The organism is Sphingobium sp. B2D3A, assembly GCF_025961795.1.
Classification (GTDB): Bacteria; Pseudomonadota; Alphaproteobacteria; order Sphingomonadales; family Sphingomonadaceae; genus Sphingobium.
The window spans coordinates 141,917-165,376 of the sequence record NZ_JAOQOI010000001.1; the positions used below are offsets into that span (position 1 = coordinate 141,917).

Here is a 23,460-nt window from a genome sequence, read left to right on the forward strand (position 1 = left end):
ATCCAGTTCGGCCTCGCGTTGACGAGCAGGGTTGCAGCTGGATTCCCGCGTTCGCGGGAATGACGGGAGTGGGGTGCAGAAGGCGCCCCCGAAGCGCCTTACTCCTCGCGGTGGGTGCGCAGCTCATCGCCCCGGATGGTCGCGACATGGAGCACATTGGTGGACCCCGGCGTACCGAAGGGCACACCGGCGAGCACGATGATCTTGTCGCCCGCCCCCGCAAAGCCGTGGCGCATGGCCATGCGCTTGGCCTTGCCGATCATTTCCTCAAAGCTGCCGATATCCTTGGTGCGCACGGCATGGACGCCCCACATGAGGCCCATGCGCCGGGCGGTATCCATGCGCGGGGTGAGCGCCAGGATCGGCGCGCCCGGCCGCTCGCGCGCGATGCGCCGCACGGTGCTGCCAGAGGTGGTGAAGCACACGATGACCTTGGCCGAGACCGTGTTGGTGATGTGCTGGCTGGCGCCGGCCAGTGCGTCCGACGTCGTCGGGTCCGGCATGGTCTTGGTGAAGTGCAGCCGGTCCAGATAGCCCGGATCATGCTCGACGCTGTGGGCGATGCTGTCCATCATCGCCACGGCTTCCTCCGGCCAGTCGCCCGCCGCCGTCTCCGCCGAGAGCATCACTGCATCCGCGCCGTCATAGACCGCCGTGGCGACGTCCGACACCTCGGCGCGGGTCGGCGTGGGCGCCTTGATCATCGATTCCAGCATCTGCGTGGCGACGACCACCGGCTTGCCCAAGCGCCGGGCGCTCTCCACGATCTGCTTCTGCAGCGGCGGCACGGCATAAGGCGGCAGCTCGACGCCGAGATCGCCACGGGCGACCATCACCGCGTCGGACATCTCGACGATTTCCTCCAGCCGCCCAAGCGCGGCTGGCTTTTCGATCTTGGCGAGCAGATAGCCATAGCCACCCATCAGCTTGCGCGCCTCGGCCAGGTCATCAGGCCGCTGGACGAAGCTGAGCGCGATCCAGTCCACGCCGGCCTCGATGGCGAAGGAAAGATCGCGCCGATCCTTCTCGGTCATCGCCGCCATCGGCAGCACGACGTCCGGCACGTTGACGCCCTTGCGCTCGGACAGCGAGCCGCCGACCTCGACCAGCGTATCGATGACATCGTCACGCACCGCCCGCACGCGCAGGACAAGCTTGCCGTCATCGATGAGCAGGCGCATCCCTTCCTGCGCGGCGGCGAATATCTCCGGGTGCGGCAAAGTGACGCGGCTGCTGTCGCCGGGCGCGGGGTCGCGATCCAGCCGAAAGGCGGCGCCCTTTTCCAGAAAGACCGCGCCCTGCGCGAAAGTGCCGATCCGCAGCTTCGGTCCCTGAAGGTCCGCGAGGATGGTGGTCGGGCGGCCGAACTCCTTTTCAAGTCCTCGGATGATCGCGACATTGGCGGCATGAACGTCGTGCGTGCCGTGGCTCATGTTCAGCCGGAAGGCATCGGCGCCAGCCAGGAACAGCTTGCGGATCATCACCTCGCTGCTGCTCGAAGGGCCGAGAGTCGCCAGAATGCGGACCTTGCGGGTGCGGGGAGTGAGCTTCTTCATTTGGCCTCTTGCTTCGGTGCGTTCTCTGCCCACATGGCGAATGCCGTGGCGGCCACCGGCGTGGCCCGAGGTTGGAACCGGACATGAAGGTGCAAGCAATGACGATAGACACGCTCGATGACAAGACAGCGGCAGAAGCTTTTCGCCGGCTCGTCCACCATCTGCGTCACCGCACCGATGCGCAGAATGTCGATCTGATGGGTCTGGCGGGCTTCTGCCGCAACTGCCTGGCCGACTGGGTGGCCGAGGCCGACGGCGCGTTGGACAAGGCCGCTGCACGCGAACTTATCTATGGCATGCCGCAGGATGAGTGGAAGACGCGCTACCAGACCGAGGCGACGCCGGAGCAGCTCGCGCGGATGAAAGATAGCGTGGCGAAGAACAATCACTGAGCGACGGCAAGCCTAAAAAGCCGTTTCTCATACGCCGCGCGATCCCGTAAAGCGCGGACATGCTCGCGCGCCTGACCCGCACTGATACCAGCACTGATACCGGCACCGCGCAGGCCCGTGGCCTGATCGCCGCGTGGCTGGCGCTTGTGCTGCTCGCGCGGCTGCTGGTGCCGGCCGGTTTCATGCCCGCCGTGCAAAACGGTCCCGCGGTCGTGCTCTGCACCGGCGCCGGCATGATCACCGGCTGGATCGATGCGGACGGCACCGTCCGCAAGCAGCAGGACAAGCAGAACACCGCCTCGGATGCGCCCTGCGCCTTTGCCGGGATCGGCGCCTCGCTGGACAGCATCCCGCCCGCGATCGCGCGGGTCGCCATGACGATAGTGACGGTACCCATCCTCAGCCCGAGCACGGCCGTGAGCATCGGACGCGGTCTGGCCGCGCCGCCGCCCCCGCAGACCGGCCCGCCGCATCAGCCCTGACGCTCCCCTCGCTGTCGCCTCGCGCGACATCCCCATTTCGGCACGCCCCCGCGCGCTGCCCGTCAAGGCTGACCCTTTCATGACTCGATTGCTCTTCTGCTGCGCAGCCATGCGCCGCCCTCCCCTCGCCCGTGCGCCATTGTCCGCCGGAGGCCGCCGATGAGCGCGCGCTCCAAGACCGGCGGCGGCTTCTATCAGGCCGTGTGGCGCTGGCATTTCTATGCCGGCCTGATCGTCCTCCCGGTGCTGCTGTGGATGGCGATCACCGGCGCGCTCTATCTCTACAAACCGGAGATCGAGCGGCGGGTCTATGCGGACTGGTCGCATGTGACGCCAAAGGATGCGCCCCAGCCGCTGAGCGAGATGATCGCCACCGTCGAGCGGGAATCCGGCCAGCAGGTGAGCCAGATCCAGCGGCCTGCCGAGCCGACAGAGAGCTGGCGCATGACCCTGCAGGGCGCGGACGGCGCGCGCCGGCTCGCCTTTGTCGATCCCTATCGCGGCAAGCTGCTCGGCACCGCGCAGGCCGGCGGCATCATGCAGACCGTGCGCGATCTGCACAGCCTCATCATCACCGGACCGGTCGGCAATGCGCTGGTGGAGATCGTCGCGGGCTGGGCGATCCTGCTGGTGCTGACCGGGCTCTACCTGTGGTGGCCCCGGCGCGGCAGCCCGGTCGTCGGCCTGCGCGGGCAGGCGCGCGGGCGACTGTTCTGGCGCGATCTGCATGCCTCGACCGGATTGCTCGCCGGCGGGGTGATCCTGTTTCTGGCGATCACCGGCCTGCCCTGGTCCGGCTTCTCGGGCAAGCAGTTGCAGGGCTGGGTCGCCCGTGCGGAGCTGGGCCGCCCCAAGGCGCCCGGTCCCAACCCCTGGGAGGCGCCGGTGCCACGCGCGCATCACGGCCACGGCCATGACGAGGGCGCGAAGCAGAGCCTGCCCTGGTCGATGCAGGAAGCGACGCCGCCCGCCGCATCGGGCAGCGACGACATCGGCGTCGACCGGGCTGCGGAGATCGCCGGCAAGCGCGGCCTCGCCGCCCCTTGGACGCTCACCCTGCCGATGGCGGACGGCGCGCCCTATCTCATCTCGCGGACCGTACGCCGGGCGCAGGATGCGCGTGCTATCTACATCGATCCGGCAAGCGGCGCGGTGATGCAGGATGCCCGCTTTGCGCATTTCGGCATCGGCGCGCGGGCGATCGAATGGGGCATCGCCACCCATCAGGGCCAGCAATATGGCGAGATCAACCGCACGCTCATGCTGCTCGGCTGCCTCGCGCTGATGCTGCTGTGCCTCACCGCGCCCGTGCTCTGGTGGAAACGCCGCGAGAACGGCCGGCTGGAGGCGCCTGCCCGGCCCGCCGATCCCCGCAAGGCGCAGGGCGTCGCGGCGATCATGCTCGCCATCGGCCTGTGCCTCCCCCTGACCGGCCTCACGCTGGCGGCCGCCTTGGCGCTCGACATGCTGATGGGACGCTGGCGAAGCCGAGCCGCCATGGCGGGCTGATCGAGCGATGAGTCGTGATACCGCCGGAACAAGGGCGGTTGTACGGCGTTATTCAGCACGAGCCGGCGCGATACGTGCCGGTCGCTTGTTTGATATTACGAGGATGAGTCCGATGAAGAAGATCCTGCTCGCCACGGCGCTGATGGCGTTTGCGATGCCCATGGCACCGGCCATGGCCGATCCGCCACACTGGGCGCCCGCGCACGGGAAGCGCGCGAAAGACCGGGACAATGGCCGCGCCCTTTCCCATAACGACCGCATATGGCGCGGCGACGATGGCCGGTACCGCTGCAAGCGCAATGACGGCACGACCGGTCTGCTGATCGGTGCCGGCGTCGGCGCGCTCGCCGGCCGCGCGATCGACACGAAGGGTGACCGCACAGTTGGCACCTTGCTCGGTGCGGTTGGCGGTGGCCTGCTCGGTCGCTCGATCGACCGGGGCGAAGTGCGCTGCCGCTGATCCACCGAAAATCTGAAGATCATGGATGCCTGCTTTCTCCCGAGAGCAGGCATCTTTGCCATTTACAGCAGGCGCCACGCTCGCTAGAGGCGCGCGCCATGTCCATGATGATCGTTCAGCCGATTATTACCAAACCGACCCGCATCAGCGGGGCGGTTCGGATGCGCGCGGCCTAAAGAGCCACGATCAGCCGGACAGGAAGCCCCGCGAAGTGCGCGGGGCCGACTTTCCAGACGAAAGCCTGACCGCCGCGTCCTTCAATCAACAGGAAGGAACGTATAGATGGTTGCCCGCTTTTCCCCCGATGCCCGCCTGAATGTCGGCGTGGTCGGCGCCACCGGCCTCGTCGGCTCGATGATGCGCCAGTTGCTCGCCGAGCGCGATTTCCCGGTCGGCACGCTGCGTCTGTTCGCCTCGGCCCGCTCGGCCGGCTCGCAGGTCGAGTTCAAGGGCCAGCAAGTGACGGTGGAAGATGCCGCGACCGCCGACTTCGCCGGGCTCGACATTGTGTTCTTCTCCGCGGGCGGCTCCACCAGCAAGGCGCTGGCGCCCAAGGTTGCCGCAGCCGGCGCCATCGTGGTCGACAACAGCTCGGCCTGGCGTTCCGACCCGGACGTGCCGCTCGTCGTCTCCGAAGTGAACCCGCATGCGCTGGCAAACCTGCCCAAGGGCATCGTCGCCAACCCCAATTGCACGACCATGGCCGCCATGCCCGTGCTCAAGCCGCTGCATGAGGCCGCCGGCCTCAAGCGCCTGATCGTGGCGACCTATCAGGCCGTCTCCGGTGGCGGCATGGAAGGCATCGACGTGCTGGCGCGCCAGATCGCTGCCGTGGGCGACAAGGGCGCCGCGCTCGCCTTCAACGGCAAGGCCGACTTCGTGCCCCAGCCCGAGAAGTGGGCGGTGCCGATCACCAACAACATCGTGCCGCTCAATTATGTGCTGGGTGAGGACGGCTATACCGAGGAAGAGCTGAAGCTGCGCGACGAGAGCCGCAAGATCCTCGAAATTCCCGGCCTGCCCGTCTCCGGCACCTGCGTGCGCGTGCCCGTGTTCACCGGCCACGGCCTCTCCATCAATGCCGAGTTCGAGCGGCCGATCGATGCGGAGACAGCGCTGGCGCTGCTCGGCAAGGCGCCGGGCGTGGTGGTGAGCGATGTGCCCAACGCACTCGACGCGACGGGCGCGGACCCGGTGTTCGTCGGTCGCGTGCGCCCGGACCGCACGGTTGAGCATGGCCTCGCCATGTTCGTCGTCGGCGACAACCTCCGCAAGGGCGCCGCGCTCAATGCCGTGCAGATCGGCGAAGTGCTCGCCGGGCGCTAAAATCCATATCGTGCCTCCCCGGCCGCTGGTCGGGGAGGACATAGAGCGCTGCTCTCAGAGGCGCTTGCTCAGGAAGAAGCGCTGCTGGCCGACGGGATGATCGTCCAGCTTGCCGAACACGCTAAAGCCCAGCTTCTCGTAAAAGCCGCGCGCCTGGAAGGCATAGGTATCCAGCCAGATACCGACACAGCCATGGGCCCGCGCCACCCGCTCTGCCTCGGCCATCAGCGCCTTGCCGTGGCCACCGCCGCGATGCTCCGCCGCGATGGCGAGAAGCTCCACGAACATCCAGTCATAGGAGCATTTGCCCCAGATGCCGCCCACGCGCTCGCCCTGCTCGTCGGTCAGCAGAATGGCGATAGGGCGGATATTCGGATTCCCCGCTTGCGCGATGTTATAGGCCAGCAAGGGTGCGAACACGGCATTGCGGTCGGCCTCGGAGGGCTGCTCGGGCACAGTGATATGAAGAGGCATAGGCTGATTAGTAGGCCGAATGCAGGGCATGGCAAGGGCGACGACCGGCTCGGCTGCGCGTCCGAAATCGCATGCCCACGCGAGCATACTTGCTTTTTCCGCAAACGCCCTCTATGTGCATCGCAGCATTCGGCGCCAGGACTAGTGATCCGGCGCAATCCCGCGCAGCGTGAGGCCCCGCATCTTGCACAAGGGCCGCCGGGACGGACGGATGCGAGAATCGCTCAAGCTTCCTTATTCACGCAGGGTCGCCCGTTTGGAGACCACTGCTGCGCCCGCTCGCGACAGACGCGAGGGCGACGCATGTCATATCGAAAGTCTATTCATGTCTTTTTTCAATGAGCTTGGCCTTGCCGAGCCTATCCTCCGCGCCCTTGAGACCAAGGGTTATGCGGACCCCACGCCGATCCAGCAGCAGGCCATTCCGGCGCTGATGCAGGGCCGCGACCTGCTCGGCATCGCGCAGACCGGCACCGGCAAGACCGCAGCCTTCTCGCTGCCCTCGCTGCACCGGCTGTTCAACAATCCCCAGCCCCGCAAACCGGCCTCCTGCCGGATGCTGGTGCTCTCGCCCACCCGCGAGCTGGCGGCGCAGATCGCCGAGAACATGCGCGGCTATGCCAAGTATCTCAGCCTCAACGTGCAGGTCGTCTTTGGCGGCGTGCCGGTGGGCAAGCAGGCCCGCGCGCTGGTGCCGGGCACCGACATTCTCGTCGCGACGCCGGGCCGCCTGCTCGACCTGATCGACCAGCGCGCGCTGACGCTGCGCAATGTCGAGATCTTCGTGCTCGACGAGGCCGATCAGATGATGGACCTGGGCTTCATCAAGCCGCTCACGCAGATCGCCAAGATGCTGCCGGCCGAGCGCCAGAGCCTGTTCTTCTCCGCGACCATGCCGCAGGCGATCGCCGAGCTTGGCAAGCGCTTCATCAACGATCCGGTCAAGGTCGAGGTTGCGCCGCAATCCACCACCGCCGAGCGCGTGGAGCAATATGCGACCTTCATCGACCAGAAGGAGAAGCAGGCCCTGCTGACCCTGCGCCTGCGCGATGCCATCGCGTCCGGCGCGCTCGACCGGGCACTGGTCTTCACCCGCACCAAGCATGGCGCGGACCGCGTGGCGCGGCACCTCGTCGCCGCCAAGATCAGCGCAGCGGCCATTCACGGCAACAAGAGCCAGGGCCAGCGCACTGCCGCCCTGCAGGGCTTCCGCACCGGTAGCGTGCAGGTTCTGGTGGCAACTGACATCGCCGCGCGCGGCATCGACGTGTCGGGCGTGAGCCATGTCTTCAACTTCGAGCTGCCCAATGTCGCCGAGCAATATGTCCACCGCATCGGCCGCACGGCCCGTGCCGGCGCCGACGGTATTGCGATGAGCTTCGTCGCGCCGGACGAGAAGCCCTATCTGCGCGACATCGAGAAGCTGACCCGCGTCAAGCTGGCGGTGATGCCGCTGCCCGAGGACTTCGTGGTAGAAGCCCGCCGTCTGCCGCTGCCCTCCAAGGCGGCTGTGGCCGAAGCCGTCGGCGATGCCGATGGGCGCCGGCAAGGACGGGGCCAGGGTCGAGACCAGGGCCAGGGCCGTCGCCCCGAGTCGCAGCAGCGCCGCGATCGCCCGGAACGCGGCCGGTCCGACGACCGTCGCGAAGCCGGCGCCGGCGCACCGCGCCATGATGGACGGGGTGAGGGACGCGGCGAGCGCCCAGCCCGCTTCGATCGCGCACCCGGTCAGGATGGCCAGCGCCGGAATGCCGGTGAACGCGGCGAACGCCCCTTCCGTGGCGAGCGGGACGGCCAGACCGCCCGCCCGGCGCGCGCGCCTCGCGATGGGCAGGACGCCCAGCGCGGCGGCCAGCGCAATCCCGGCGGCCGCTATCATGATGGCCACGCCCCGAACCGGCCCGGCTTCGACCCGCTGGCCCAGCGCCCTGAACCTGCCGCGACCATGGATGCCGAGCGCCTGCCTAAGCGCCTGCGCCCGGTCTATGCTGCCGCATCGGGCGAACAGCGCCAGACGGACACCCGCTCCGAGGGCGATCGCGCCCGCAAGCCGGGCGGTCAGCGTCCGCGCCACTTCGGCGGCGGACGTCCGCAAGGCAATCCCGGTGGCGGTCGTCGCAGCGGCGCCGGCCGCGCGGGCTGATCCGTCAGGCCGATATCATTGAGATCCGATGGGGGGGGAGCGCTGCTTCCCCCTCATTGCATTCCAGCTAGTGCAGATGGCGCAATTTATCAGGATTGCGCACCACATAGATGCCAATGATGCGCCCCGCCTCGATCTCGAAGGCGGTGGTCTGCAGCTCGCCATCGGCCTCGCGCGTCACGAACCCCGGCAGGCCATTGATGAGCGCCGTGCGCACAAGCTGCGAGCCATGCTTGCGGAACAGCACCGCCAGCGCCTTGTGAAGCAGCAGCACATTGCGTCGCCCGAGAACCTCGGCGACCGCTGCCGAACGCTTGCCCCCGCCATCTGCGTGCATGCTGACATCAGCAGCCAACATCGCGCCGAGCGCGGTCATGTCGCCGGTGCGCGACGCCGCAAAGAAGGCGCTCGCGATCTCCAGACCGCGCTGCTTCTCAACCTCGAAGCGGGGCCGCGCCTGCCGCACATGGTCCCGTGCCCGCGCGGCAAGCTGGCGGCAGGCCGCCGGCTCCCGATCGATGGTGGCAGCGATTTCCTCGAACGAGACGCCGAACACATCATGCAGCAGGAACGCCGCGCGCTCGAGCGGTGAGAGCCGCTCCAGTGCGAGCATCAGCGGCAGGGTCACATCTTCCTGCTCCTCCTCATCCTCGATAACCGGTTCGGGCAGCCATGGCCCGACATAATGCTCCCGCTGGACCCGCGCCGACTTGGCATGATCCAGGCAAAGCCGCGTGACGGTACGGCGGAGGAACGCCTCCGGCTCGCGCACTTCTGCACGGTCGACCCGCATCCAGCGAATGAATGCCTCCTGCACCACATCCTCGGCATCGGCGACGGAACCGAGCATCCGGTAGGCGACCCGCACCAGCCGGGGACGCAGCGGATCGAAACTGATCGCTGCATCCTCCTGCTGATGCGCGGACATGGAATGCCCGGCGTGCATCAGGCGGCGAGCTTGCGGGTCGCTGGGGTTTCGATCCACAGGTCGAAGCCGACCGCGAGGCGGTTCCAGCCATTGATGATGTTGATCAGCAGCGTCAGCTTCACCTGCTCTTCCTCGCTGAACTGGGCCGCGAGCTGTGCATAGGCTTCGTCCTTTCCGCCATGCCCTTCCGACAGACGCGTAAGCGCCTCGGTCCACGCCAGCGCGGCCCGCTCCCGTGCGCTATAGCATGGCGCCTCGCGCCAGACCGAGAGCAAGTAGAGGCGCTGCTCGCTCTCGCCCTTTTCGCGTGCTTCGGCGGTGTGCATGTTGAGGCAGTTGGCGCAATGGTTGATCTGCGAGGCGCGGGCCTTCACCAGTTCCACCAGCGCAGGCTCCAGGCTGTCGTTGATGGCAAGCGAGGTCGCCATCCATTGCTTGATGAGCGCGGGCGCGGCGGTGAAGGGATCGAGGCGTGCGGTCATGATCGTGTCTCCTGTCCATCGGGTTTGCACAGGCATGACGAGTGGGCGGACGGCGATTGTGACATGGCGGGAAATTTTTTCTGCCGCCTGCGCAATGGCTACGCCGTCCGGTGCGATCGATGCCTAGACAGGAAGGGCAGCGGCTGGCTAGGACCGCGCATTCGATTCTGACACATTCCATCCGGAGACCTTGCAGACATGAGCGACAACATCGCCGCCGACCAGTTGCGCCTTCTCATCGAGCGCATCGAGCGCCTCGAAGAAGAAAAGAAGGGCATCTCGGACGACATCAAGGATGTCTATGGCGAAGCCAAGGCAACAGGCTATGACGTCAAGATCATGCGCCAGATCGTCCGCCTGCGGAAGCTGCCGCCGCATGATCGCCAGGAGATGGAGGCAATCCTCCAGACCTATCTGGCGGCCCTTGGCATGGAATAAGCCGCACGCGCGGCGAGAGGAGCGGAGAGATGGCCGATAATCCCTGGGGCAATGCCCCGACCGAGATGATCGTCACGACCACCAACAATATCGATGGCCGCACGGTGCAGCGTTATTGCGGCGTGGTGACCGGCGAGGTGATCGTGGGTGCCAATCTCTTCCGCGATCTCTTTGCTAGCGTGCGCGATATCGTCGGCGGGCGGGCCGGCGCCTATGAGGAAGTGCTGAGCCGCGCCCGCGAGGAAGCCATGGCGGAGATGCGCCAGCGCGCCGCCGCGGCCGGTGGCAATGCGATCATCGGCGTGGACCTTGATTATGAAGTGCTCGGCTCGGGCGGATCGATGCTGATGGTCTCGGCCACCGGCACGGCGGTGCTGCTCACGGACCCGGCCTGAATTGACGCCGGCCGAGGCGCCGCCGCTCAAGGCGCAGTAGGCGCCAGCGGCTTGAGCTTTCCGCGATTGAAATCCGGCACCGGAATGGGCGCATCGAGCATGGTCCATTGCGCGCCGACCAGCGCCAGCCAGCTCGTATAGGGATGCCAGTTGCCGTCCCGGCGCTGTTCCCACTGGCAATCGAAGGCGCCGGGCGCCTCGCTGGTTTCCACGCAGGTCACGGCGCGCAGATCACCGGCATCCACCTCTCCGCTGCCATGATCCCGCAAGGCATGCGAGAGCGCGTCCGGACTTGGTGCGGGTGACGCGGCAGGTGCCTGTGCCGCCAGCGGCGCCGCGACCGGCCAGGCGAGCGCGACCAGCCCCGTGAGGACCGCCATGGCCGCGCCGCGCACGACGCCTGTTACTCGGCCGCCTTGGCGACGCCGACCAAAGCCGGGCGCAGCAGGCGATCCTTGATCATGTAGCCGGCCTGCATCTCCTGCACGATGGTGCCGGGCGCAGCCTCTGCCGAGGGCATCTCGATCATCGCCTGATGCTTGTTGGGATCGAGCGGCTCGCCCACCGAGGTGAACTTCTCCACGCCATGCTTGCGCAGCGCGCTCTCCATCTCCTTGCCGGTGGCATCGAGGCCGGCGATCAGCCCTTTCACCTTCTCGTCCGCGCGCAGTTCGGCCGGAATCGCCTCCAGCGCGCGGCTGAGATTGTCGGCCACGGAGAGAATGTCGCGGGCGAAGGCGGTCGCGGCGTAGGCGCGGGTATCGGCCAGTTCCTTCTCCAGCCGGCGACGGACATTCTGGGTATCCGCGACGGCGTAGAGCGTTTCCTGCTTGGCGTTGGCCAGATCTTCCTCCAGCGCGGCGATGCGCGCGGCGGCGATCTCCTCGCGGCTCAGCGTCTCGCCCGCGCCCTCGGCGATGTCAGCGGCCAGGGTCTCATTCTCATTGTTGGTCTGGTCAGTCATGTCTTCCGTCATTTCATCAATCTGCTGAGGGTCTGTGCGGTGAAGTCCACCATGGGGACGACGCGGGCATAGTTCAACCGGGTTGGGCCGATCACACCGACCACGCCGACCACCTGCCCACCGGGTCCGCGATATGGCGCTGCTATGACCGAAGAGCCGCTCAGGGAAAAGAGCTTGTTCTCCGAGCCGATGAAGATCTTGGTCGCGGCACCGGCGCGGGCGCTGTCCAGCAGGCGGGCGATCTCGCTCTTGCCCTCCAGCTCGTCCAGCAACTGGCGCACGCGCTCCAGATCGGCGGCGGATTGCTCGTCGAGCAGATTGGCCTGGCCGCGCACGATGAGCACGGGCCGATCCTCGGTATCGCGACTCCACGCTGCCACGCCCCGCGCGACCAAATGGCGCGAAGCCTCATCAAGCGCCGTTTCCTCCGCTTCGATCTGTCCGCTCAGCCAGGCCTGCACCTCGCTCAGCGTGCGGCCGGTGGCGTGGGCGGAGAGATAATTGGCCGCTTCCACGAGCATCGATGGCGTCGTGCCCGGCGGCAGATCGACAATGCGGTTCTCGACGGTGCCATCCTGCCCGACCAGCACGGCCAGCGCCTGCCGGTCCGAAAGCCAGGCAAAACCGAACTGCTTGAGCAGCGTCTCGCGGCGCGGAACCATCACCAGCCCGGCGCAGGCAGACAGGCCCGAGAGCAGAGCCGAGGCGGCGTTGAGTGCTTCCTCGATCGGCCCTTCCCCGGTCAGCTGCCGCTCGATGGCGCGCTTCTCGTCCTCGGAGGGCTCGGCGACCTGCATCATGGCGTCCACGAACAGACGCAGGCCGGATTCGGTCGGCATCCGCCCCGCCGAGGTGTGCGGCGCAGCGAGCAACCCCGCTTCCTCGAGATCCTGCATCACATTGCGGATCGACGCCGGCGAGAGATTGAGCCCGCTCAACCGGCTGATCGTGCGCGAGCCGACCGGCGCCCCGGTGCCGATGTAGGATTCCACGACGACGCGAAAGATATCGCGCGCGCGATCGCTCAAAAGGTTGATGGGCGGGCCGGACATGCCCTGTATGTAGGACGGCGCGCGGCGCTGGCCAAGTCGCAACAGGGGCGCTAGAGCGCGGGCAAATTTCAGCAGACAAAAGGACATGCTCATGCGCCCATCCGGCCGCGCCCCCGACGAAATGCGCACGATCGCCATGGAACCCGGCTTCAACGTTCATGCCGAGGGCAGCTGCCTCGTTTCCTTTGGCGATACGCGGGTGCTCTGCACGGCGAGCGTAGAAGAGCGGGTGCCGCCGTTTCTGCGCGGCAAGGGCGAAGGCTGGGTGACGGCGGAATATGGCATGCTCCCCCGTGCCACGCACACGCGTGGGTCACGCGAGGCAGCCAAGGGCAAGCAGTCTGGGCGCACGCAGGAGATTCAGCGGCTGATCGGCCGCTCGCTCCGGGCGGTGGTGGACCTCAAGGCCCTTGGCGAGCGGCAGATCACGCTCGATTGCGACGTGATCCAGGCCGATGGCGGCACCCGCACGGCCAGCATCTCCGGCGCCTGGGTGGCGCTGCGGATCGCAGTGGACAAGCTGCTCGCCAGCGGCGCGCTGACCGCTGATCCGATCCAGGCCAAGGTCGCGGCGGTCTCCTGCGGCATCTATCAGGGCAATCCGGTGCTCGACCTCGATTATATCGAGGACAGCAATGCCCATGCCGACGCCAATTTCGTGCTGCTTTCCAATGGCAATATCGCCGAGGCGCAGGCGACGGCAGAAGGCGCGACTTACGACGAGGAAGCGCTGCTGCGCCTGCTGCGCCTTGCGCGCATCGGCTGCACCCAGATCTTCGCCGCGCAGGACTGCGCGACGGGGCGGTGAAGTCCTAACGCCCCCGTTCGTGTCGAGCGAAGTCGAGACACGGAAGGACTGTGCTGGACGTGTCTCGACTTCGCTCGACACGAACGGAAAGAGAGCGCTGAATGACCCGCAAACTCACACCCGGCAAGCTCGTCATCGCGAGCCACAATGAAGGCAAGGTGCGCGAGATCAGCGCGCTGCTCGGGCCTTATGGCATGGCGCCGGTGTCTGCCGGATCGCTCGGCCTGCCCGAGCCGGAGGAGACCGGCACCACCTTCGCGGAAAACGCCGCCCTCAAGGCGCTCGCCTCCGCCACTGCCTCCGGCCTGCCCGCGCTGGCCGATGACAGTGGCCTCGATGTGGCGGCGCTGGGCGGACGGCCCGGCGTCTACACCGCCGACTGGGCGGAGCGGCAGTGGTTCGAGGGCGAGCCCGGGCGCGACTGGTATATGGCGATGGGCAAGGTCGAAGGCCTGCTCTGCGCGCAAGGCCCGCAGGCGGACCGCAGCGCGGCCTTCGTCTGCACGCTCTGCCTCGCCTGGCCGGATGGCGAGACCGTTTTGTTCGAGGGTCGCGTCGCCGGCAGCCTTGTCTGGCCGCCGCGCGGCGCGCAGGGCTTTGGCTATGATCCGGTGTTCCTGCCGATCGGGGCGACGCAGACCTTTGGCGAGATGTCCATCGAGGCCAAGCAAGCGGTCAGCCACCGCGCCCGCGCATTCGAGCAACTGGTCACTGAGCTGTTCTGAAAGGACGCCCCGCGCTCAGCGCCCCGCGTAATCGACCGACGCGCGGTGCCCGTAGACATTGCCCGCCGGATCGTAGCGGCACACCAGCACGTCCAGCGTCGCCGTGGGGTGGAGCGCGCAGCCGACGCGGCGCGTGCCGGCCCAGATGATCTGTGAATAATGGCCAACATCCGCCCAATTGCCGCTGCGCGAAATATCCGGCACCGGCGCATCCAGGTAGAGCGCGCGCTCTTCCAGCCAGCTTTCCGCCATTTCCTCATAGGCATAGGCATCGCGGGTGCCGGCCCACAGATTCTCGCCGTAGTGGCCCGCGCCGCCGGATTTGTGATGGGCCGCAATCGGGTCCGGCTCCTGCGCCAGCCGGGTAGCACTCTGCGCCGCATCGGCTGCGAGTTCATCGCTCCACGCCAGTTTCGGCACGCCGCGCGCGGCGCGTTCGCCATTGTGAGCAGCCAACATGATATCGCGGAAGTGAGCCGCATCGCGCGGCATGGCAGCAGAAGGCGCATCGCCGGCCAGCACGGGCGCCGGCGTCAGGGTGCAGAGCGCGAGCAGGCCAATCGCCGCCCGCATACGCCGTCGCACCACTTCTCGCCCTTTGCCCGCGTCCATGTGCGTCCGCCGTTCCCCCTGCGGTTCCGCTGTGGAACCTAGCTCAGTATGAACGGTTGGGAAAACATTTTCTTCACCAATAAATTGCGTTAAATCATTGTTAATTAATATTTAACCACTGAACCGTGGCATATTCGCCATGGGCTGACTTTGGCGCGCAGTCCGCTATAGCGGCGGCCATGGCCTCTCCCGCGCCGCTTGCCCTCTATATCCACTGGCCGTTCTGCGTGGCCAAATGCCCCTATTGCGACTTCAACAGCCATGTCCGCGACGCCGTGGATCAGGCCGCGTGGCGCGCCGCGCTGCTGGCCGATCTGGCCCATGAAGCCGCGCTGCTGCCGGGCCGGACGCTGGGCAGCATTTTCTTCGGCGGCGGCACGCCCTCGCTGATGCCGCCCGAGACGGTGGCCGCGCTGATCGATGCGGCGGCGGGCCACTGGGCGGTCGCGGACGATATCGAGATCACCATGGAAGCCAATCCGAACAGCGCCGAGGCCGCGCGGTTCGCGCAGGTGGCGTCCGCCGGGGTCAACCGCCTCTCGCTGGGATTGCAGGCGCTGGACGATCATGCCTTGCGCTTTCTCGGGCGGGCGCACGGCGTGGACGAAGGCCTCAGAGCGCTGGCGGCAGCGCAGGCTTGCGTGCCGCGCGTCAGCCTCGACCTCATCTATGCGCGCCCCGGCCAGAGCGAGGCGGACTGGGAGCGCGAACTGGCCCGCGCGCTCAGCTTCGGCACCGACCATCTCTCGCTCTATCAACTGACCATCGAGCCCGGCACGCGGTTCGAAACCGACGTGCGCCGGGGCACGCTGGTACCCGCCGATGCGGACCATGCCGCGACGCTGTTCGAGTTGACGCAGGCCATGACGCTGGCAGCCCGCCGCCCGGCCTATGAAGTCTCCAACCATGCCGCGCCGGGGCAGGAGAGCCGGCACAACCTCGCTTACTGGCGCTATGCCGATTATGCCGGTGTCGGTCCCGGTGCGCATGGTCGGCGCGGCGGCATGGCCACCGTGCGTCATCGCAAGCCCGAGAACTGGATGGCGGCGCTGCATCGCCATGGCCATGGCCTCGCCGAGGAGCGCGTACTGCCCGCCGGCGAACAGGCGGCCGAAGCGCTGATGATGGGCCTGCGCCTCGCCGAAGGGATCGATCTGGCCGCGCTCAGCCAGCGCACCGGGTTGGACCGCCCGTCGCTAGTGGACAAGGACGCCATTGCGAGGTTGGCCGGCCATGGCTTGATCGAGCAAACCGGCGAGCGCCTGCGCGTCACCCCGGCCGGGATGCTGCTGCTGGATGCCATTCTGGCGGAAATCGTGGTGGCAGGCTGAGGCCGTCGCAGTCAGCCATGAAAATCGGGAGGTCGAGAGCGGCCAGTCCGCAAAGGATCGGCGTGAAGACGATTGCGGGATGGCTCGAGCCAAGGCTCATTCCTCTGGAGACGATCGCGCGGGCCGGCCTGCGCCTGTACCGGCCACCGGCCCAGACTCAGGCGCTTGACGCGACCGCCTCGCGATCGTCGCCTGTCACTCCCGCCATTTCCCCCGCCCGGCCTTCACCGACGCGCGCTTGGTCTTGCCCTCAACGCGGCGCACCTGCGAGGCTTTGGTGGGCTTGGTCGGCTTGCGCTTCTTGGGCACGATGGTGGCCTGTGCGATCAGATCGCACAGCCGCTGGCGCACCTCGCGGCGGTTCTCGAACTGCGAGCGCGAGCCCTCGCTGCGCAGGATGAGCACGCCCTCCCCCGTCACCCTTGCGCCCGCCAGCGCTGCGAGGCGCACCTTGACCGCCTCCGGCAGCGACGGCGAACCGGCGACATCGAAGCGCAGAATGACCGCGCTGTCGGTGGTATTGACATGCTGACCGCCAGCCCCGGACGCGCGTGTTGCGCTCTCGAGAAGCTCGTCCTCATCGATGCTGATCGATCGCGTGATCTGGATGCGCGGCATAGCCCCTCATCACCCGGCGCGGGGCACCGCCGCAAGAGCCAATCGCTGCCGGGCCTGACGATCAGTTTCCGGTGGCCGGCGCGCTGGGAGACAGCAGCGGCGCCTCACTCGGCACCGAAGGCGAGGACGCGGCGGGAGGCGGGGCCGGATTCGCAGACGCGGGCTGCGATGTGGTGCGTGCAGGCGCGGATCGGACTTGCGGCGGTGAGGCCTGCCGCTCGGTCCGCGCTGCGGGCGCAGGTGCGGCTGTCGCGGCGCGTGGCTGCGCCTGTGTTCGAATTTGGGCCGGGCGCGCGGCAGGACTAAGCGCCGGCGCAACAGCCGACACCGGCGGAGCGACCTCTTCAGGCAGAGGACTGGCCGGCGCAGTGCTGTTCGACGCGGCCTCGGGCACCACGCTCTCCATCGCAGCGGCGGGCTCGCTCGAGGGACCGAAGGCGCCCAGCCGCTCGCCGAGCATGAGAGCGCCCGCCGCAAACAACGCCAGCGCAATCAGCCCGACCAAGCCCATTGCCGCGATCCACACCGTCCCCATCCGGCGGACGTGGCGGGCGGAGGTCGTCGCCGCATCGCTCAGTTCGCCGGAGAGAGAAACCTCGGTCCAATCCGTCATCGCTCGCCGCATCGCTCCAGCCAGTGGGACCGTGAGCGCCAGGCCAACGAGCGCCGCCAGCAGCGCCATCATCATGCCGCCGAAGAAGGTCAGAGCCACTTGCGAGAGGGCATCCGGCCCGAGGCTGTCCCGCGCGAGCAGGCTGAGGCAAAGGCCGCCGGCATTCAGCAGAACCAGCATCGTCAGCGCCCAGCGATAGAGCGCGGAGGTCTCCTCCACCAAGCGCGTCATGCCGGTGCCAAGCCGCTCGACGCCACGGCGCCCGACGTCCCGGCCCAGCGCCCGCATCTCCTCCGCTTCGCTCACGCCTGTCTGCCCGATCGGCTCCATGGCTGCTTCCCCGTTTCGTTAACCGGACGATAATCCAGCGCCTGAAGACCATGCGGCGGCCCGATCCGCAAGAGCCAAGAGGCTGGCGCGGCGGACAAGCGGCGCCTAAATGGGCAGGCATGTACGATTTTTCTCCCGCAACGGGCAGCGACAAGCCCGCTCTTTATGCCGATCTCCTCGCTGCGGCCCGTGCGCTGACCGAGGGCGAGCCAGACGCCATCGCCAATATGGCGAATGTCGCGGCGCTGATCTGGCAATATGTCCCGGACCTCAACTGGGCCGGCTTCTACCGGCTGGTGGATGACGTGCTGGTGCTCGGGCCGTTTCAGGGCAAGCCAGCCTGCATCCGCATCGCGCTGGGCAGCGGCGTGTGCGGTACGGCTGCGGCGACCCGGCAGGTCCAGCGCGTCAAGGATGTCCACGCCTTCCCTGGCCACATCGCCTGCGATGCCGCCTCCGCATCGGAACTGGTCGTGCCGGTGATCCACGAAGGCGCGCTGATCGGCGTGCTCGATCTCGACAGTCCCCGCCCCGCCCGCTTCGACGAGGCCGACGCCGCCGGGCTGGACGCGCTCTGCGCAGCAATCGCCCCCGCTCTGGCAGGCTGACGCAGGGGCCTTTCGGCTGATCCACTTTGGGACGCGCGACGGGGCGAGCGGACTCGCCAAGCCGGTAAGGCATTGATAGCCTCCCCTTATCGCTCGCACCAAGGCGCATGGCCGCAAGGCGCAACATCGCGGCCACACGCCCCGAGCGAACTGGAACCGGGGGGCTTTCCAGCAGGGGTCCGGCCGCTTTCGAGCGGCCGGACCCTTAGCGTTTTGGGGTGGGGGTGTGCACGAGGCGCTCTTGCACAAAGAGCGCCTTTTCGAGTTTTCAGCTCGAAAGCGGACGTTCCGGACTCGACGACATTGCGGATCTCCCGTCCGTTCGTCCTGAGTAGCTGCTGAGCTTGTCGAAGCGGCGTATCGAAGGACCAGCCTATGCGCTGCGATGCTTCGATATGGCTCTTCGATACGCGCCTGCGGCGCCACTCAGACCCTACTCAGCACGAACGGGGAGGTTTGGCAAAGACCACTCCCCACGACTTTCCAGCCGCAGGCTTAGCCTTACCTGCTCTCAAGTGCGGAACTCCTAGCGCACGACACCCTCCGTTCAGACCGACGCAGGCCGATTATTTGAGAACCCGCCCCTCATGGTCGCGAGTCAGGCTCTGTTCCGGGCGGGCGGCATTCGGGGTGTCGGACTGGCCTGCCGGCAGCACCAGCCGCTCCCAGCCGGCGCGGCCGAGCTTTTCCATCGGCTGATAGCGGACCTTGTAATTCATCCGGTCCGAGCCTTCGACCCAGTAGCCGAGGTACACATAAGGCAGGCCGGCGCGTTGGGCGCGCAGGATGTGGTCGACGATGATGTAGCTGCCGAGGCCATTGCGGCCTTCCAGCTCCGGCTCGAAGAAGCTGTAGATCATCGACAGCCCGTCGCCCTGCTTGTCGGTTAGGCAGGCGCCGATCAGCCGACCGGGGCGGCCGTCTTCCCCAGGCTCGCGATATTCGATGAGATAGGTCTCGACCGGCGTCTGCTCGACCATGTCGGCGAAGTCGATCTCGTCCATCTCGGTCATGCCGCCGGTCGGGTGGCGGGCGGCGAGATAGCGCTGGAGCAGCGAGAACTGCTCGTCGGTGGACCAGGGCTTGCACGCCCGCACCACCAGATCGCTATTGCGGCGCACGAGGCGGCGTTGGGTAGCGTTGGGCTTGAATTCGTTCGCCACGATCCGCACCGAGACGCAGGCCGTGCAATCCGCGCAGCTCGGGCGATAGGCGACGTTCTGGCTGCGGCGAAAGCCGATGCGGCCCAGCGCGTCATTGAGCTCGGACGCATGCTCACCTGTCAGCTCGGTAAACACCTTCCGCTCCGTGCGCCCAGGCAGATAGGGACACGGTCCGGCATTGGTCATGAAGAACCGCGGAAAGCGGAAAGCAGCGCTCACATCAACTCCCAGCGGCCCGGCAAAGGCCCGTGATTCAATGGCTCAGGAGACTATGCCTCTATCCCCCCAGTGTGAAAAGAGCATTTACCACGGATTTTTCTGTGCCCCTTGGGGCAGGCTTCGCGCTGCGCGACAATCACGAGCCTTGCTTCTCGCGCCGTCCTGATCGATAGTAAGGTAACGAATAATGGAGAGCCTGCCATGGTGATGCTGACCGATGCCGAACAAGCCATGCTGGACGGAGAGTCCGGCGCCGCGACGCAAAAGGCCATGGAACTGCTGATCCGCTATGCCGACGCGCTCGGCGCGGAGCGTTTCGTCGAGACAAACAACGTTGCCGGCGTGCCCGGCTCCGCCCCGCAATGGGTGAAGGATTATTATGCCGCAGATGGCGGAGATTATCGCGCCGTCTTCTCCCGCTTCGATCTCGACAGCGACGAAGTTGTGGACGTGCCGCGCATGAACGCCTTTTCCTGCCATCTGCAGGGCGGCATGGACCCCACGCTCTGGCAGGAACAGGGCATGACGGCGGAGGCGCACGACAATTTCGTCTCCGACGAGGCGGAAGTCGCCGCGCACGGCATCCAGATCCTCAAGACCTGCACGCCCTATCTCGCCGGCAACGTGCCGGTGATGGGCGAGCATTGCGCGTGGATGGAATCCAGCGCGGTGGTGTTCGCCAACTCCGTCATCGGCGCGCGGACCAATTGCGAGGGGCGCGAATCCACCAGCGCCGCGATGCTGGCCAAGCGCATTCCCGACTGGGGCTTCCATCGCGACGATTTCCGCAAGGGGCAGCACAGCGTGGACGTGCAGGTGCCGGTCGACAGCATCTTCGAATGGGGAATGCTCGGCTATTTCGTCGGCGATGCCGTGCAGGACACGATCCCCGTCATCACCGGCGACATCAGTGAGGCGAGCCTCATCCGCCACAAGCATTTCGGTGCGGCGGCGGCCTCCTCCGGCGGCGTCGAGATGTATCATATGGTCGGCATCACCCCCGAGGCGCCGAACGTAGAGACGGCCTTCGGCGGCGCGGCAAAAGGGGAGCGCTTCGTCTATGACGCGGCGGCGCGGCGGCGCATCTACGAGACGCTGAACAGCGTCGGCTCCAGCGAGGATGTCGATTATGTCATGCTCGGCTGCCCGCATTATTCCATCGAGCAGATTGCGCAGGTCTGCGCGCTGATCGAGGGGCGCAAGGTGAGCGCCAACAGCGCCTTGTGGGTGTTCACCAGCCGCGCGGTGAAGGCGACGGCGGACGCCAATGGCTATTCCAAGATCCTGCGTGATGCGGGCGCCTACCTCATGACCGACACCTGCTCGGCAATCAGCCAGGCGGTGCCCAAGGGCACGAAGGTCGCGGCGCTCGATAGCGCCAAGCAGGTGCATTATCTGCCCGCGATGATGGGCATTGAGGGCTGGTATGGCACCACCGCCGACTGCGTGGATGCGGCCTGTACCGGCAAGTGGAAAGGAGCCCTGGCATGAGCGACGTTCTGGACAAGCCCCGCCTCATCATCCGCGGTCGCGCCGTGGTGCCGGGCATCGCCGAGGGAGAGGCGCTGGTGACGCGCGAGACGATCTCCGGCTGGGGCGGCGTCAACCCGATGAGCGGCACGGTGATCGAGAGCCGCCATGAGCTGAAGGGCCAGAGCTTTGCAGGCAAGGTGCTAGTCTTCCCCGGCGCGAAAGGCTCCTCGGGCTGGTCGAGCATTTTCCACATGTCCAAGCTGCGCGGCGCCTCGCCGGTGGCGATGGTGTTCAACATCATGACCACCAAGGCCGCGCTCGGCGCCGTGGTGATGCGCACGCCGACGGTCACCGAGTGCGACCAGGACCCGCTGGATGCCATCCGTACCGGCGACTGGGTGCGGGTGGATGGCGATGCCGGGACGATTACGGTTTGGGATCGCAAGCCCGGGTGAACGGCGGGTGCGGATCGGCCTTCCCCTGATCCTCATCCCTCGTCATTCCCGCGAACGCGGGAATCCAGCTTCGACACTGTCCCATAACGCAAGCGCTGACCTGGATTCCCGCGTTCGCGGGAATGACGAAGTGTGAGGTTATCCGCGCAGGCTTCGGCTCGCTACCTTACCGCCGCGCCATGATGCTCTGCGCCACGGCCTCGGCGACCTTGATGCCGTCCATCGCCGCCGAGAGGATGCCGCCGGCATAGCCCGCGCCCTCGCCGGCGGGGAACAGGCGCGCGACATTGAGGCTCTGATAATCCTTGCCGCGGGTGATGCGGATCGGCGAGGAGGTGCGCGTTTCCACGCCGGTCATCACCACGTCCGGGTGATCGTAGCGCGCGATCTGGCGGCCAAAGGCGGGGATTGCCTCATGGAAGGACTCCAGCACGAAATCCGGCAGGCATGATGACAGGTCCGTCATCGTCACGCCCGGCTTGTAGGAGGGGGTGATGCTGCCCAGCTCCGTGGAGGCACGCCCGGCGAGGAAATCCCCCACCTTCTGCCCCGGGGCGCAATAGTTGGAGCCGCCCGCGACATAGGCCAGCGATTCCCAATGCCGCTGCAGCGCGATGCCCGCCAGCGGCCCATCGGGGTAATCGCGGGCGGGATCGATGCCGACCACGAGGCCCGAATTGGCATTGAACTCGGCGCGGGAATATTGGCTCATGCCATTGGTGACGACGCGCCCTTCCTCGGAGGTCGCCGCGACCACCCGCCCGCCCGGGCACATGCAGAAGCTGTAGACGGTGCGCCCGTTGGCGCAGTGATGGCTGAGGCTATAGGCGGCTGCGCCCAGCACCGGATGCTTGGCGTATCGCCCGTAGCGCGCCTCATCCACCCAGGCCTGCGGATGCTCGATGCGCACGCCGAGCGAGAAGGGCTTTGGCTCGATGAACACGCCGCGCTCGTGCAGCATCTCGAAGGTCGGCCGCGCGCTGTGGCCCACGGCGAGGACGACGTGATCGGCCTCCAGAAAACTGCCATCGTGCAGATGCAGCCCGCGCAGGGCCATGTTGCCATCCGGGCTGCGATCCAGCTCCAGCCCGTCCACCCGCGTCTGCCAGCGATATTCGCCGCCAAGCCCCTCGATGGTGCGGCGCATGCTCTCCACCATGGTGACGAGGCGGAAGGTGCCGATGTGCGGATGCGCCTCGGTGAGGATGTCCTCCGGCGCGCCGGCGCGGACGAACTCCTCCAGCACCTTGCGGCCAAGGAAGCGCGGGTCCTTCACCCGGCAATAGAGCTTGCCGTCCGAAAAGGTGCCCGCGCCGCCCTCGCCGAACTGGACATTGCTGTCCGGGTTCAGCTGTGAGCGGCGCCACAGGCCCCAGGTATCCTTGGTCCGCTCCCGCACCACCTTGCCGCGATCCACGATGATCGGGCGAAAGCCCATCTGCGCGAGGATCAGCCCCGCGAACAGACCGCACGGCCCGGCGCCGATGACCACCGGGCGCAGGCCGGACCAGCCCTCCGGCGCGCGGGCGACGAAGCGATAGTCCGTATCCGGGCGCGGCCGCACATCCTTGTCGCCCGCGAACCGCGCCAGCACGGCGGCTTCGTCGCGCAGGGCGGCATCCACGGAATAGACGAGCAGAATCGCACTCTTGCGCCGCGCATCATTGCCGCGCCGCACGACCTCATGGCTGAGCAGATCGGCCTGCGGAATGCCAAGGCGCGCGGCAATGGCGGGCGCGAGCGCATCGTCCGGGTGATCGAGGGGCAGGGTGAGACCGGTCAGGCGGATCATCGCGCCGCCCTAGCGCGTGTGGGGCGGGAGGGGAATGGGGTGTTGGGGAGCGAGAGGATAAGAATTCGGTGACGAAGAACCTCATTTCCGTAACTACGGCAAGTTGACCTAT

General features: G+C 67.1%; 25 protein-coding genes and 1 pseudogene. 14 read left to right on the forward strand and 12 right to left on the reverse strand.

Annotated features, from left to right (window positions below; translation table 11 throughout):
- Positions 1-98: 98 nt before the first annotated feature.
- Complete coding sequence (pyk, locus tag M2337_RS00685) at positions 99-1,556, reverse strand: pyruvate kinase (RefSeq protein ID WP_264571276.1); 1,458 nt, start codon at positions 1,554-1,556, stop codon at positions 99-101.
- Between the two features lie 98 nt (positions 1,557-1,654).
- Between pyk and M2337_RS00690 the strand changes: the two genes are divergently transcribed.
- From M2337_RS00690 to M2337_RS00710, 5 genes are all read left to right on the forward strand, one after another.
- Positions 1,655-1,948, forward strand: a complete 294-nt coding sequence (locus tag M2337_RS00690; RefSeq protein WP_264571277.1) for a DUF1244 domain-containing protein — start codon at positions 1,655-1,657, stop codon at positions 1,946-1,948.
- Between the two features lie 59 nt (positions 1,949-2,007).
- Positions 2,008-2,430: a hypothetical protein gene (locus tag M2337_RS00695; RefSeq protein ID WP_264571278.1), complete on the forward strand. Its 423-nt coding sequence runs from the start codon at positions 2,008-2,010 to the stop codon at positions 2,428-2,430.
- A gap of 159 nt (positions 2,431-2,589) precedes the next feature.
- Complete coding sequence (locus M2337_RS00700; protein ID WP_264571279.1) at positions 2,590-3,939, forward strand: PepSY-associated TM helix domain-containing protein; 1,350 nt, start codon at positions 2,590-2,592, stop codon at positions 3,937-3,939.
- Between the two features lie 112 nt (positions 3,940-4,051).
- Positions 4,052-4,399: a glycine zipper 2TM domain-containing protein gene (locus tag M2337_RS00705; protein ID WP_181560607.1), complete on the forward strand. Its 348-nt coding sequence runs from the start codon at positions 4,052-4,054 to the stop codon at positions 4,397-4,399.
- Between the two features lie 282 nt (positions 4,400-4,681).
- Positions 4,682-5,725 (forward strand): aspartate-semialdehyde dehydrogenase, encoded by a 1,044-nt coding sequence (locus tag M2337_RS00710; protein ID WP_181560608.1) that lies wholly within the window; start codon positions 4,682-4,684, stop codon positions 5,723-5,725.
- A 54-nt stretch (positions 5,726-5,779) separates the two neighbouring features.
- Here M2337_RS00710 and M2337_RS00715 read toward each other — a convergent pair whose 3' ends face one another.
- Positions 5,780-6,199 carry a GNAT family N-acetyltransferase gene (locus M2337_RS00715; protein ID WP_181560609.1) on the reverse strand — a complete coding sequence of 140 codons (420 nt, stop codon included), beginning with the start codon at positions 6,197-6,199 and terminating at the stop codon, positions 5,780-5,782.
- Between the two features lie 325 nt (positions 6,200-6,524).
- Here M2337_RS00715 and M2337_RS00720 point away from each other — a divergent pair.
- A pseudogene (locus M2337_RS00720) lies at positions 6,525-7,961 on the forward strand (DEAD/DEAH box helicase); the annotation flags it as partial.
- A gap of 448 nt (positions 7,962-8,409) precedes the next feature.
- Here the strand turns inward: M2337_RS00720 and M2337_RS00725 are convergent.
- Together M2337_RS00725 and M2337_RS00730 are read right to left on the reverse strand one after the other, a co-directional pair.
- Complete coding sequence (locus M2337_RS00725) at positions 8,410-9,270, reverse strand: sigma-70 family RNA polymerase sigma factor (protein WP_264571281.1); 861 nt, start codon at positions 9,268-9,270, stop codon at positions 8,410-8,412.
- A 17-nt stretch (positions 9,271-9,287) separates the two neighbouring features.
- Positions 9,288-9,752: a carboxymuconolactone decarboxylase family protein gene (locus M2337_RS00730; protein WP_264571282.1), complete on the reverse strand. Its 465-nt coding sequence runs from the start codon at positions 9,750-9,752 to the stop codon at positions 9,288-9,290.
- Between the two features lie 198 nt (positions 9,753-9,950).
- On the opposite strand from M2337_RS00730, the gene M2337_RS00735 reads away from it, so the two are divergent.
- Complete coding sequence (locus M2337_RS00735; RefSeq protein WP_181560613.1) at positions 9,951-10,190, forward strand: DUF2312 domain-containing protein; 240 nt, start codon at positions 9,951-9,953, stop codon at positions 10,188-10,190.
- Between the two features lie 65 nt (positions 10,191-10,255).
- Positions 10,256-10,585 carry a heavy metal-binding domain-containing protein gene (locus tag M2337_RS00740; RefSeq protein ID WP_264572304.1) on the forward strand — a complete coding sequence of 110 codons (330 nt, stop codon included), beginning with the start codon at positions 10,256-10,258 and terminating at the stop codon, positions 10,583-10,585.
- Positions 10,586-10,611: 26 nt separating this feature from the next.
- On the opposite strand, the gene M2337_RS00745 is transcribed toward M2337_RS00740, so the two are convergent.
- Genes M2337_RS00745 through hrcA form a run of 3 tightly spaced genes read right to left on the reverse strand, consistent with a single transcriptional unit; the run spans position 10,612 to position 12,601 of the window.
- Complete coding sequence (locus M2337_RS00745) at positions 10,612-10,965, reverse strand: hypothetical protein (protein WP_264571283.1); 354 nt, start codon at positions 10,963-10,965, stop codon at positions 10,612-10,614.
- Between the two features lie 23 nt (positions 10,966-10,988).
- The gene (gene grpE / locus M2337_RS00750; RefSeq protein WP_413714708.1) at positions 10,989-11,549 is read right to left on the reverse strand and encodes a nucleotide exchange factor GrpE; all 561 of its coding nucleotides are present in this window, start codon (positions 11,547-11,549) and stop codon (positions 10,989-10,991) included.
- Positions 11,550-11,557: 8 nt separating this feature from the next.
- On the reverse strand, positions 11,558-12,601 hold the full coding sequence (hrcA, locus tag M2337_RS00755; RefSeq protein ID WP_264572305.1) for a heat-inducible transcriptional repressor HrcA: 1,044 nt from the start codon (positions 12,599-12,601) through the stop codon (positions 11,558-11,560).
- A gap of 91 nt (positions 12,602-12,692) precedes the next feature.
- On the opposite strand from hrcA, the gene rph reads away from it, so the two are divergent.
- Entirely contained in the window at positions 12,693-13,409 is a 717-nt protein-coding gene (rph, locus tag M2337_RS00760; RefSeq protein ID WP_264571285.1) for a ribonuclease PH, read from the forward strand.
- A gap of 101 nt (positions 13,410-13,510) precedes the next feature.
- Positions 13,511-14,134 carry an RdgB/HAM1 family non-canonical purine NTP pyrophosphatase gene (rdgB, locus tag M2337_RS00765; RefSeq protein ID WP_264571286.1) on the forward strand — a complete coding sequence of 208 codons (624 nt, stop codon included), beginning with the start codon at positions 13,511-13,513 and terminating at the stop codon, positions 14,132-14,134.
- Positions 14,135-14,149: 15 nt separating this feature from the next.
- Here rdgB and M2337_RS00770 read toward each other — a convergent pair whose 3' ends face one another.
- On the reverse strand, positions 14,150-14,746 hold the full coding sequence (locus tag M2337_RS00770) for a CAP domain-containing protein (RefSeq protein ID WP_264571287.1): 597 nt from the start codon (positions 14,744-14,746) through the stop codon (positions 14,150-14,152).
- Between the two features lie 179 nt (positions 14,747-14,925).
- On the opposite strand from M2337_RS00770, the gene hemW reads away from it, so the two are divergent.
- Positions 14,926-16,077 carry a radical SAM family heme chaperone HemW gene (hemW, locus tag M2337_RS00775; protein ID WP_264571288.1) on the forward strand — a complete coding sequence of 384 codons (1,152 nt, stop codon included), beginning with the start codon at positions 14,926-14,928 and terminating at the stop codon, positions 16,075-16,077.
- A 195-nt stretch (positions 16,078-16,272) separates the two neighbouring features.
- On the opposite strand, the gene arfB is transcribed toward hemW, so the two are convergent.
- Both arfB and M2337_RS00785 read right to left on the reverse strand, forming a co-directional pair.
- Positions 16,273-16,695: an alternative ribosome rescue aminoacyl-tRNA hydrolase ArfB gene (gene arfB, locus M2337_RS00780; protein WP_264571289.1), complete on the reverse strand. Its 423-nt coding sequence runs from the start codon at positions 16,693-16,695 to the stop codon at positions 16,273-16,275.
- Between the two features lie 61 nt (positions 16,696-16,756).
- On the reverse strand, positions 16,757-17,638 hold the full coding sequence (locus M2337_RS00785; protein WP_264571290.1) for a hypothetical protein: 882 nt from the start codon (positions 17,636-17,638) through the stop codon (positions 16,757-16,759).
- A 119-nt stretch (positions 17,639-17,757) separates the two neighbouring features.
- Here M2337_RS00785 and M2337_RS00790 point away from each other — a divergent pair, with 119 nt between their 5' ends.
- On the forward strand, positions 17,758-18,246 hold the full coding sequence (locus M2337_RS00790) for a GAF domain-containing protein (protein ID WP_264571291.1): 489 nt from the start codon (positions 17,758-17,760) through the stop codon (positions 18,244-18,246).
- 566 nt (positions 18,247-18,812) lie between these two features.
- Here the strand turns inward: M2337_RS00790 and M2337_RS00795 are convergent.
- Positions 18,813-19,628 (reverse strand): arginyltransferase, encoded by an 816-nt coding sequence (locus M2337_RS00795; RefSeq protein ID WP_264571292.1) that lies wholly within the window; start codon positions 19,626-19,628, stop codon positions 18,813-18,815.
- A 201-nt stretch (positions 19,629-19,829) separates the two neighbouring features.
- On the opposite strand from M2337_RS00795, the gene M2337_RS00800 reads away from it, so the two are divergent.
- Both M2337_RS00800 and M2337_RS00805 read left to right on the forward strand, forming a co-directional pair.
- Positions 19,830-21,119 carry an aconitase X catalytic domain-containing protein gene (locus M2337_RS00800; RefSeq protein WP_264571293.1) on the forward strand — a complete coding sequence of 430 codons (1,290 nt, stop codon included), beginning with the start codon at positions 19,830-19,832 and terminating at the stop codon, positions 21,117-21,119.
- The gene (locus M2337_RS00805) at positions 21,116-21,556 is read left to right on the forward strand and encodes an aconitase X swivel domain-containing protein (RefSeq protein WP_264571294.1); all 441 of its coding nucleotides are present in this window, start codon (positions 21,116-21,118) and stop codon (positions 21,554-21,556) included. The genes M2337_RS00800 and M2337_RS00805 overlap by 4 nt, the downstream gene beginning before the upstream one ends.
- A 166-nt stretch (positions 21,557-21,722) precedes the next feature.
- On the opposite strand, the gene M2337_RS00810 is transcribed toward M2337_RS00805, so the two are convergent.
- Entirely contained in the window at positions 21,723-23,348 is a 1,626-nt protein-coding gene (locus M2337_RS00810; RefSeq protein ID WP_264571295.1) for an NAD(P)/FAD-dependent oxidoreductase, read from the reverse strand.
- Positions 23,349-23,460: the final 112 nt, after the last annotated feature.

Coding starts and splice junctions, on each gene's coding strand:
- rdgB (WP_264571286.1), top strand. CDS start 13,511: ATGACCCGCAAACTCACACCCGGCAAGCTCGTCATCGCGAGCCACAAT.
- M2337_RS00725 (WP_264571281.1), bottom strand. CDS start 9,270: ATGTCCGCGCATCAGCAGGAGGATGCAGCGATCAGTTTCGATCCGCTG.
- pyk (WP_264571276.1), bottom strand. CDS start 1,556: ATGAAGAAGCTCACTCCCCGCACCCGCAAGGTCCGCATTCTGGCGACT.
- M2337_RS00805 (WP_264571294.1), top strand. CDS start 21,116: ATGAGCGACGTTCTGGACAAGCCCCGCCTCATCATCCGCGGTCGCGCC.
- M2337_RS00740 (WP_264572304.1), top strand. CDS start 10,256: ATGATCGTCACGACCACCAACAATATCGATGGCCGCACGGTGCAGCGT.
- M2337_RS00710 (WP_181560608.1), top strand. CDS start 4,682: ATGGTTGCCCGCTTTTCCCCCGATGCCCGCCTGAATGTCGGCGTGGTC.
- M2337_RS00800 (WP_264571293.1), top strand. CDS start 19,830: ATGGTGATGCTGACCGATGCCGAACAAGCCATGCTGGACGGAGAGTCC.
- M2337_RS00810 (WP_264571295.1), bottom strand. CDS start 23,348: ATGATCCGCCTGACCGGTCTCACCCTGCCCCTCGATCACCCGGACGAT.
- hrcA (WP_264572305.1), bottom strand. CDS start 12,601: ATGTCCGGCCCGCCCATCAACCTTTTGAGCGATCGCGCGCGCGATATC.
- M2337_RS00790 (WP_264571291.1), top strand. CDS start 17,758: ATGTACGATTTTTCTCCCGCAACGGGCAGCGACAAGCCCGCTCTTTAT.
- M2337_RS00715 (WP_181560609.1), bottom strand. CDS start 6,199: ATGCCTCTTCATATCACTGTGCCCGAGCAGCCCTCCGAGGCCGACCGC.
- M2337_RS00695 (WP_264571278.1), top strand. CDS start 2,008: ATGCTCGCGCGCCTGACCCGCACTGATACCAGCACTGATACCGGCACC.
- M2337_RS00700 (WP_264571279.1), top strand. CDS start 2,590: ATGAGCGCGCGCTCCAAGACCGGCGGCGGCTTCTATCAGGCCGTGTGG.
- grpE (WP_413714708.1), bottom strand. CDS start 11,549: ATGACTGACCAGACCAACAATGAGAATGAGACCCTGGCCGCTGACATC.
- rph (WP_264571285.1), top strand. CDS start 12,693: ATGCGCCCATCCGGCCGCGCCCCCGACGAAATGCGCACGATCGCCATG.
- M2337_RS00785 (WP_264571290.1), bottom strand. CDS start 17,638: ATGGAGCCGATCGGGCAGACAGGCGTGAGCGAAGCGGAGGAGATGCGG.
- arfB (WP_264571289.1), bottom strand. CDS start 16,695: ATGCCGCGCATCCAGATCACGCGATCGATCAGCATCGATGAGGACGAG.
- M2337_RS00770 (WP_264571287.1), bottom strand. CDS start 14,746: ATGGACGCGGGCAAAGGGCGAGAAGTGGTGCGACGGCGTATGCGGGCG.
- M2337_RS00690 (WP_264571277.1), top strand. CDS start 1,655: ATGACGATAGACACGCTCGATGACAAGACAGCGGCAGAAGCTTTTCGC.
- M2337_RS00745 (WP_264571283.1), bottom strand. CDS start 10,965: ATGGCGGTCCTCACGGGGCTGGTCGCGCTCGCCTGGCCGGTCGCGGCG.
- M2337_RS00730 (WP_264571282.1), bottom strand. CDS start 9,752: ATGACCGCACGCCTCGATCCCTTCACCGCCGCGCCCGCGCTCATCAAG.
- M2337_RS00705 (WP_181560607.1), top strand. CDS start 4,052: ATGAAGAAGATCCTGCTCGCCACGGCGCTGATGGCGTTTGCGATGCCC.
- M2337_RS00735 (WP_181560613.1), top strand. CDS start 9,951: ATGAGCGACAACATCGCCGCCGACCAGTTGCGCCTTCTCATCGAGCGC.
- hemW (WP_264571288.1), top strand. CDS start 14,926: ATGGCCTCTCCCGCGCCGCTTGCCCTCTATATCCACTGGCCGTTCTGC.